We start from the raw sequence: 8,150 nt of genomic DNA, 5'->3' as shown, positions 1-8,150 counted from the left end.
TGCGGGTACAGTTAGTGCAGTTAAATGCAGGTACACTTGCTGGTGGATGCGGGTACAGTTATGTACCTGTGGAATCGGGTACAGTTAGACTTAGGAGTCAGGTACAGTTACTTTACTCAGAGTTAAAATGCGAAAGTTTTATAGCTAAACACCAATAAACATTCTTTATTAACTCAAAGTTAAAAACCAATAAAGCCTTAATTTCGCAACCAAAACCAAAGGGAAACAAGGAAGAATTAATAGGTATCGAGATCAATAATTAACCATATTCATGCTGTACAGTTAGAAATGAACACTTATAATTAACAGCGCAAACCCCTTGAAAATAAAGGGCAGAAGAAGAGACTAAACCAAAGACAAAGCGATAAGGAAAAGCCATGAGCAACGAGTTAACACCCGAGCAAGAGAAAGCGGTCAACAGCATCAAGCAAGCAATAAAGGAAGCCAGAAACCCTCTTGAGCTAAGAGATGCCATATTAAAAATCAAAGTAGAGCACGGTCTAGATGTAGTAATCCCCCTTCCGTGCGGTAAAAGTGTCAATCTCACTGAGGATGTTAAGTAGATTGACAAATGACACGGCAAAAGCTAACGTTTTCCCATTATGGATAAGTCCAATTAAAGAAAAACCGCCTCTTTGAAGGCGGTTTTTTTATGTCTGGAGAAAAGCATGAACGAACTAAACAAAGCCATAGAAGAACTAAAGAAGCACGGGTGCTCTGCACATGAAGCATCAAAAATTACAGGGTATTGCCCACTGCACTTATTGAGAATGGTAAGGCAGAACGATCCGAGAATAACGGCACACCGACTAGGACGGGAGGTTATTTTCAACAGGGAACAACTCTACAACATTCGCAAAACAGCATAGCAGGCTCATCAAACGATGAGCCTTTTTTGTACCTAAAGAAAAATCAGGGGGGCAAATGGTTACCCAAAACCTAAAAACAGTCGTCACTCTTGGCGGCACAGTAGACAGTAGTTTCAGCAAGATAGGCAGTGCTTTCAACTCATCCATGGGGAAAGCCACAAAGACAATAAAAGAACTAGAGAAAGAGCAAGGAAAGCTAACCAAAGAGATAAAAAAATCAAAAATAGCTGGTGCTGATGTAGGGCTTTTAACTCGACGTTACCAACAGTTAGGCAACGAACTGGATGATGCAAGAGAAAAGGCTGAAGCATTCGAGCAAGCATCGGGGCTAGGTAGTACGTTCCGAAATGTAGCAACGGTTGGAGCCGCAGCAATTGGCTCTATCTGGGCAACAACTACCGCCGTTACTGGGTTGATGACTGTAACCAATGACAACACAGCAACAATGGTCGGAATGGCCAAAGCCTATGATATGAGCATCGACAGGTTTAAGGCTTGGAATGGAATAGCCTCCCAAGCTGGACTCACTGGTGAAAACATAGGAGACATGATCGAAGAACTCAGCAACAAATTCGGTGAGTTTAAAGCACTAGGGGAACAGTCCTCGGTTGCTGATGTGTTTGGAGCCTTAGGTATCAATGAGGCCATGATGGACGGAATGGCAGCAGCAGACCAGTTTGAATTCATTATGGAAAGACTGGAGAACGTAACCGATAAACAACAAGCAGCATCACTTGCAGACATGCTTTTCGGAGGTGAAGGCAACAAGGTTACCACATACATTCGAAACACAGGAAAGAGCCTAAACACTCTTCTTGATGAACAACGGCAATTCAACATGCTGACGGATGAAGGGGCTAGCGGGGCTGTATCTTATGGCCATGCATTCAAAAACCTAACGTCTGTCATTTCCTCAGCATGGCAAGAAGTCTCTGGCATCGTCGGAGGTGAAATGAAAGATGACATTGAGCAAGCCAGCTCAACAATAGGCAAGCTATTCAAAGACAACAAAGAACAGATCAAGGGATTCTTAAAAGAGCTGGTGGATGGTGCCAAATTCTTTGGATCAGCGTTATTAACTGTAGGTCAAGGGGTAAATAATCTGGCTCAAGCCTTTGGTGGATGGGGAAACATTGCCACAGCCGTAGGCTCTGTAATGGCTGCTAAGGTCGTTGTTGGATTAGTCAGTTTTGCCTCTACTGGTCTCCAACTGGTGAAAACTATAGGCATAATGAAAACTGCCATGATAGGGCTAAATGCAATAATGGCTGCCAATCCAATAGGAGCCGTAACCATTGCAGTAAGTGGATTGATTTTCGCTGGAATAAAACTCTACCAGAACTGGAACTCTGTAGTGGCTTGGTTTGGGGAGAAGCTAAACTGGTTTAAAACCGAGTTTCCCAACACATTCGACATTATCAAAACAGCTTTTGACTGGTCTCCAATAGGAATGATCGTTAACAACTGGGAGCCACTAACAGGGTTCTTTACTGACCTTTGGGGAGGTATAACAGGAATCTTTGACTCTGGAATAGCAAAGATCTCTGGAATATGGGATACGGTTAGCGGATGGATGGATTCTCTTAAGTTCTGGGATAGTGATTCGACATCACCACAAGTTAAGTCATACCACCAAATACAGACCGAATCCCAACCAAACAGAGCAATATCAGCAATAAACTCTAGTTATCCAGCAAGAGGCAATACCGTTAACCAACAAGTGGGAGAAATCAAAGTTTATGCCGCACCCGGACAGTCTCCAGTTGAAGTTGCCAAGGCGGTTAATACTCAACTTGGAGGGTATCAAGATAGTGCTCTATATGACCTACCTGAAGCTATGTAAATAATCTGGGAAGAATGTAGCATAGTGCTGCATTCTTAATCCTTATCGGTTCTTGGTTTAGAACGATCACGCTCCAACTTTTCAGCGCAAGCCTGCTTAACCCAGTTGCTGAAATTACCGTCACAAACCTTTTGAATTTCTTCGTATAATTCACCAAATCTTATCTGCTTTCTGTCCGTATTGTCCTGAGGATAATAACTCCTAGTACGTACTTGACTCACTGCATGCTCTCCTTTAATATCTAGTACGTACTAGATTACATAGTAAGATATTAAATGTACAGATAAAAAAAGCCCCTGCCAGTATTCGACCACGAGCAGGGGCACGTATCACATACAAGGAGAATCCCATGTACGCAGAAATGATACTGGTCAATTTTGGCAAAAAACGAGTAAAACTTCCAGCAATGAAAGGCAGTGAGTTTAAATCTCTTATCGACGCTCTAGGAACAGTCAGAAAAACAGGGAAGAAGCAATGGATACAGTAACAATACCAGAAGTATTCGGAGCCAATGCAGCCCCTATTAATGACCTCTGTTGTGTCGAGTGCTTAGATGGCCTCAATGCAATTTTTGACCGGGTGAAATCCCTATCTCTAGCTCTAAGAAACACTCAAGATCCAGACGCAAAATATGCTATCTACTTATCTATTGATGAAGCAATTTTAGACGGTGAAAAACTTTCAAGTAAAATTGAAAAAATCAACAGAGAATCAATTGTTTGATGCGTTACTGGGACGTTGGTTTCGGGCGTTACTGGGACATATTTATAGTGTCCCAGTAACATAGGGAGTACAGTTAGACTTTTATCGGGCTGTTGTAATGGTTACACTATAAAAGCCCTAAAAAAGCAAAACCCCTTAGGACTGCAATCCAAAGGGGCGAAGAATTTGAGGTTGACGGCCTCACTCTAAACCAAAAAAACCAAAAAATTTCGGATTAGATTTGAACAAATAAATACTGAATTATTATTGCACAAATAATGCACCAATTAGCATTCAATTGTACAGCAATAGGTAAGCAAATCCTACGGCTAAACCAATTGTACATGCATCCTTGGTTTAACTCAAAAATTTTACTGTGAGTTAAAAAAATAGGAATTCAGTAAGAGTTCATTTTTAGTCCATCAAGGACAAGAAAAATGACAACTGAAAATAACGTTACCCCAATCAAGGAAAGTGCTCCTCAAACAAGCCTCAGACGAGTAAATTTTGACGAAGAAATCCAAAGACAAATAGCCTTACGAGTTTCAACACTAAATAAAATATTTACTCACGTAATCAACAACGGCAAAAACTACGTTGTTCGAGTTGGGCAAAACTCACTACACCAACCATATTTAGAATTCTTCACTATCCGAGAATTTAAAGACATGCTCAGTCATGAACCTCAAGTTCTTGTGGGTTTTACCAAGACGATGGACGATAAGAAAAAACCCGTCGCAGATGTTTGGTTACAGAGCCAAGATGCTAACCTATGTACATCAGGCATTACATTCTATCCAACAGAAGACAAGTTCTATAACGGCAAACTAAACTCATACTTCGGTCTTGGAGTTGAGCCTCAAAAATGGCAGTTCACTGATATTGGTGCATACCTACTTCATGTAGAGCTTGTGATTTGTGACGGAAACAATGAATGCTATGAATATCTAATGAACTGGCTAGCACATATGATCCAGAAACCAGCAGAAAAACCAGAAGTTGCAGTGGTTCTGAAAGCAGGTCAAGGAACGGGTAAAGGTACTTTCGTTGATCCAATTGGAAAAATCATCGGTGCTCATTTTGTCCACTTAACAGAGCAATCTCAGGTAATCGGAAGATTCAACAGCCTCCTTGAAAACAAAGTCCTAATCTTTGCTGACGAGTTCTTTGCTGGCAGCAAAAAACATACAGACCAACTCAAAGGCATGATTACAGAGAAAACGGCAAAGATTGAGCGCAAAGGGGTAGATTCCATCATGGTTCCTAGCTACTGCAGACTCATCATGGCATCAAACCATGAAAACATTGTAAGTATTGAGAAAGACGAACGTCGCTATCTGTATCTGGAAGTCAACGAAGAACGCAAACAAGACCATGAATACTTTACCCAGTTGAGAAAAGTAATTGATGATCCAAACTTTGGTTGTCAATTGCTTCAATGGCTAAAAGACCGTGACATCACTGGTTTCAACCCAAGGGTTGTACCAAAAACCAAGGCTCTATCAGAGCAGAAATTAGACAACCTAGACCCACTTGAAAGATGGTTATTCAGTAAGCTAAGGGATGGAACTTTCAATGGTTCTGAATGGCCAGTAAGAGAATCAAGTAACAACATCACATCAAATGTTGAGTTTTGGCTAGAGACCAAACGACTAGAAGTCTGGGGAGACATCTCTCGAAAGCTCGGACATCTCCTTAAGAAAGTAGGCTTCAATAAATTTCAAACCAGACAAGGTAACAACCGAGTATGGATGTGGGAGATCCCTCCATTAGAGCAAGTTAGAGATAACTTCAGTCAATATTTGAATGCTGAAATCGAATATTAACCCACAGTTAAAATCACCGTTAAGCACCCATCAGGGTGCTTTTTTTTTGCCTGTCACGGATGCTGTCACGGAAAGAACCGTGACAAAATAAAAAACCGTGACTTTTAAGTTATTGATTTTTAAGGGTTGTCACGGATGTCACGGATGTCACGGGTATTTTTGATTGAATTTCTCTTTATAGAAATTTTTTTCTACTGTGAATTTAAAATAAAACCGTGACAACCGTGACAACCGTGACACGGTAATGAAATCAACAACTTATAAACTCATAAAACCGTGACAAAACCGTGACAAGAACCGTGACAAACCAAGACAGAACACTCTGATAGATCTCAGCAAAGCTCTATACACCATCTCTCGCTGTAACTTCAGTGCCTCTAGTCGCTTCGCTCTAGCCTAGCAGGACGAGGGGTGGCTCCGGCTAGCGCTTCAAGTTCAAACCACCACAAAACCACATCACACGCGGGAACTCCGCAGGGTCACCGTTCGCTTCGCTCTCTGCATCCCGCAAGCGGGATAAAGAACTATCATCCATATTCGAAAAACCAAACAATTGGCCAAGCCATAAAAGCCCATGTAAAGCTCTCTGGTGCGTTTTAGTTTTCAGTTGTGCAATCATGAGGTGGGAATCAAAAAGAAAGGACTGTGGCGTTGCTGGCTCGCTCCTAGCCGCATCCTTTCTCAATTGCTTAGCTTTCCGCGTTGCCACTGGTTTTAGTGAGATTTAAGAATGGAAGAAAGGACTGATTTTTAGATCATAAAACGAGGCGGAAACGGCGAGTCTCAGCCCCGTGGTGTTCCAAACCTCTAGGAAGGACCCGTGCTTTTATCAGAGGTACAAATCACCATTTGAACAACCGAACATTTAAACAAATGAACATTTGTACAAATCACCATCTGAACAAATGTTTATTTGTACTCTTATTGCTCGGTGCCGTGTTTGATGTATTCGTACCCGTGCCGGATGCGTGGCTCTGCTTCCGTTCGGTGCCGGAATCAGTTGGTGGTTTGTCTTGCTGGAGATGGTTGCCAACATCGGCACCGAACTCGGTGCAGAGGTGGAATTTTTCTGGAGTTGGTTGAGTAGCTGCTTGGCCAAGCCAATATGCTGGGTTGATTTATACGCTTAGTCGGTCACTAAGCGTATGTGATTAGCGGCACGCTGGGCGCATACCGCTAGACCTTGATCACTCTTCTGCTTGCTGATTTTCCAGCTCTCCCTGCAGTTCATCAATTCTGTCCTGAAGTTCTTCTGCCTCATCAGATAACAGCTCTTGTTCTGACTCTAGTTCTTCAGTTTCTTCTGGGATTTCCTTGATGCGTTGCTGCAGTTCCTCCAGTTCCTCTTCCAAACCTTCTTTTTCCCGGTCGATGTCTTCGGTTCGCTCTTGGATTTCTTCCAGTCGTTCTGTTAGTTCGAACAGCTCGCGTTCCAGATCATTTTTAGGTTCTGGTTTGACGGCTGGAGACTCGAACTTATCCAACTGGATGAATTCATCCACGTATTTCTTGATGGTGTTTAGGTTTAGTTGCTTACCATCAAACAGGCAGTGTCTACGGATGTATGATGGAGTGATATTCTCCAAGTCCAGCCCGTTAGCAACCTCAGCCTTGAGCCATTCATGCATTACGGCAATTTTCGGTGCTCGGGCGTAGCCTTGTACTGCTTCATCAGCTTTTTCCAAGTATTCCACCAGCGCTTCTCTGATGTTTTCTTTTTGCTGCCCGTTAGATTCATCATCACTTAGCTCTACAACCTTGAGGCTAGGTACTGATTTATCCAGCTTGAAAGCCTCATAGTGAAGTTGAGTTTCAATCTGTGAGTGACCTAGAACGCGGTGGCGGTATGCGGAGCGAGATTCTCCAGACTTAGCGTTATCCTCATAGGTAACTTCGGTGTAAAAAGCACGGCAATCCTTGAAAGAAAAGTGCCCGTTCTCAAATTGAGAGCGAATGGCTCTGTTTAGGGTACTTTCGTACCGTTTATGCACTGCTCGGTTGTGATACACATCTTTAGTGTCGCCATCCTTAACCGTGGACTCTACAGTCTCCCCAAGTACATTTAGATAGGACAGGGTGTCTTTACCAGTGTCCTTTCTCAGTCTTTGCAAGGCTTTCAGGATAATATCAGCATCAATCAGGGCTGGGATCTCATAAGGGGCTAACTCTTCAAACAGGTGTCTGTTCTTGGTTTTTAGCTGACCACTGAATAAAAGCGTCTTGTTATCTACCTTCTTGAACTTTGCAGTTTTCATCACCTCAGTTAAACGTCTACCTGTGGACATGGCAATGCCAATTGCCAGATCACTAACAGAGGGGTTATTTCTGGTTAAAAGGTCGTGTGCTTTCTCTTTTACCCAGTCAGGGTTAACTCTGATTTGGTTCTTGAGCTTTTTCTTTAATTGCTGCTTATTATCGTCGCTTATCCAGTCCTTGATAGCTCCCTTTGTTTCAAACTGGTAGTAAGCATGGTGCTCAATTTTCAGTTTCATCAGGTCTTTTCTGAAATCTGAGCCAGTTACAGCAGAGGCTCTCAGCTTGATCATGTTCTCTCTCAATTTCTCAATTGGAAGAGAAGTATCCAGCATTTTTTCAAGCTCCTCACATTCCCCTGAATACTTGTTAATAAAGGCGCTTACGTGTCTTTCAATAGCATGGTGCTTATACCCAAGTGCCTTAATCCCACTTCGGTAGTTGTCCATCAATTGGGAGTAATAACGGTGGGAGCAGTAAGGCTTGGAACGTAGTTTTCCCGTCTTAGGGTCTACATCCACATTCAACCTTTTATTCTCATCCTTCGCTATACGTCCACAGCGGTCAGTAATGTACTTGGCACCAGCATCCCCTTTGCTTTCTGCCTCTTCTTGGATGTGTCTAACCTTATCCACAACCTCTTTTATACGGTTCAAT

8 protein-coding genes are annotated in these 8,150 nt (G+C 42.5%); 5 read left to right on the top strand and 3 right to left on the bottom strand.

The window, feature by feature from the left end; translation table 11 throughout:
- The first annotated feature begins 377 nt into the window (after nucleotides 1–377).
- Together AW165_RS18270 and AW165_RS18260 are read left to right on the top strand one after the other, a co-directional pair.
- On the top strand, nucleotides 378–563 hold the full coding sequence (locus AW165_RS18270; protein WP_060466672.1) for a hypothetical protein: 186 nt from the start codon (nucleotides 378–380) through the stop codon (nucleotides 561–563).
- 361 nt (nucleotides 564–924) lie between these two features.
- The gene (locus tag AW165_RS18260) at nucleotides 925–2,712 is read left to right on the top strand and encodes a hypothetical protein (protein ID WP_060466670.1); all 1,788 of its coding nucleotides are present in this window, start codon (nucleotides 925–927) and stop codon (nucleotides 2,710–2,712) included.
- Nucleotides 2,713–2,747: 35 nt separating this feature from the next.
- Here the strand turns inward: AW165_RS18260 and AW165_RS18255 are convergent, their stop codons facing one another.
- Nucleotides 2,748–2,933, bottom strand: coding sequence for a hypothetical protein (locus AW165_RS18255; protein WP_060466669.1), 186 nt, complete (start codon nucleotides 2,931–2,933; stop codon nucleotides 2,748–2,750).
- A 128-nt stretch (nucleotides 2,934–3,061) separates the two neighbouring features.
- Between AW165_RS18255 and AW165_RS19700 the strand changes: the two genes are divergently transcribed.
- The 3 genes from AW165_RS19700 (at nucleotide 3,062) to AW165_RS18245 (ending at nucleotide 5,240) form a co-directional block, all read left to right on the top strand.
- Nucleotides 3,062–3,199: a hypothetical protein gene (locus AW165_RS19700; RefSeq protein WP_155859650.1), complete on the top strand. Its 138-nt coding sequence runs from the start codon at nucleotides 3,062–3,064 to the stop codon at nucleotides 3,197–3,199.
- Entirely contained in the window at nucleotides 3,187–3,435 is a 249-nt protein-coding gene (locus AW165_RS18250; RefSeq protein ID WP_060466668.1) for a hypothetical protein, read from the top strand. Before AW165_RS19700 ends, AW165_RS18250 begins: the two co-directional genes overlap by 13 nt.
- A 416-nt stretch (nucleotides 3,436–3,851) precedes the next feature.
- Nucleotides 3,852–5,240: a DUF5906 domain-containing protein gene (locus AW165_RS18245; protein ID WP_060466667.1), complete on the top strand. Its 1,389-nt coding sequence runs from the start codon at nucleotides 3,852–3,854 to the stop codon at nucleotides 5,238–5,240.
- Nucleotides 5,241–5,661: 421 nt separating this feature from the next.
- Here AW165_RS18245 and AW165_RS18240 read toward each other — a convergent pair whose 3' ends face one another.
- Complete coding sequence (locus AW165_RS18240) at nucleotides 5,662–5,859, bottom strand: hypothetical protein (RefSeq protein ID WP_060466666.1); 198 nt, start codon at nucleotides 5,857–5,859, stop codon at nucleotides 5,662–5,664.
- A gap of 568 nt (nucleotides 5,860–6,427) precedes the next feature.
- Nucleotides 6,428–8,150, bottom strand: a 1,723-nt coding sequence (locus AW165_RS18235; RefSeq protein ID WP_212823882.1) for a protelomerase family protein, incomplete at its 5' end; no start/stop codon positions are given.

Origin of the sequence: Acinetobacter sp. LMB-5 (assembly GCF_001541635.1) — a bacterium.
Taxonomy (GTDB): Bacteria; Pseudomonadota; Gammaproteobacteria; order Pseudomonadales; family Moraxellaceae; genus Acinetobacter; species Acinetobacter pittii.
The sequence above is the reverse complement of the archived record's forward strand: the minus strand, read 5'-3'. Positions and strand labels throughout refer to the sequence as shown.

Coding starts and splice junctions, on each gene's coding strand:
- AW165_RS19700 (WP_155859650.1), top strand. CDS start 3,062: ATGTACGCAGAAATGATACTGGTCAATTTTGGCAAAAAACGAGTAAAA.
- AW165_RS18270 (WP_060466672.1), top strand. CDS start 378: ATGAGCAACGAGTTAACACCCGAGCAAGAGAAAGCGGTCAACAGCATC.
- AW165_RS18245 (WP_060466667.1), top strand. CDS start 3,852: ATGACAACTGAAAATAACGTTACCCCAATCAAGGAAAGTGCTCCTCAA.
- AW165_RS18250 (WP_060466668.1), top strand. CDS start 3,187: ATGGATACAGTAACAATACCAGAAGTATTCGGAGCCAATGCAGCCCCT.
- AW165_RS18260 (WP_060466670.1), top strand. CDS start 925: ATGGTTACCCAAAACCTAAAAACAGTCGTCACTCTTGGCGGCACAGTA.
- AW165_RS18240 (WP_060466666.1), bottom strand. CDS start 5,859: ATGATTGCACAACTGAAAACTAAAACGCACCAGAGAGCTTTACATGGG.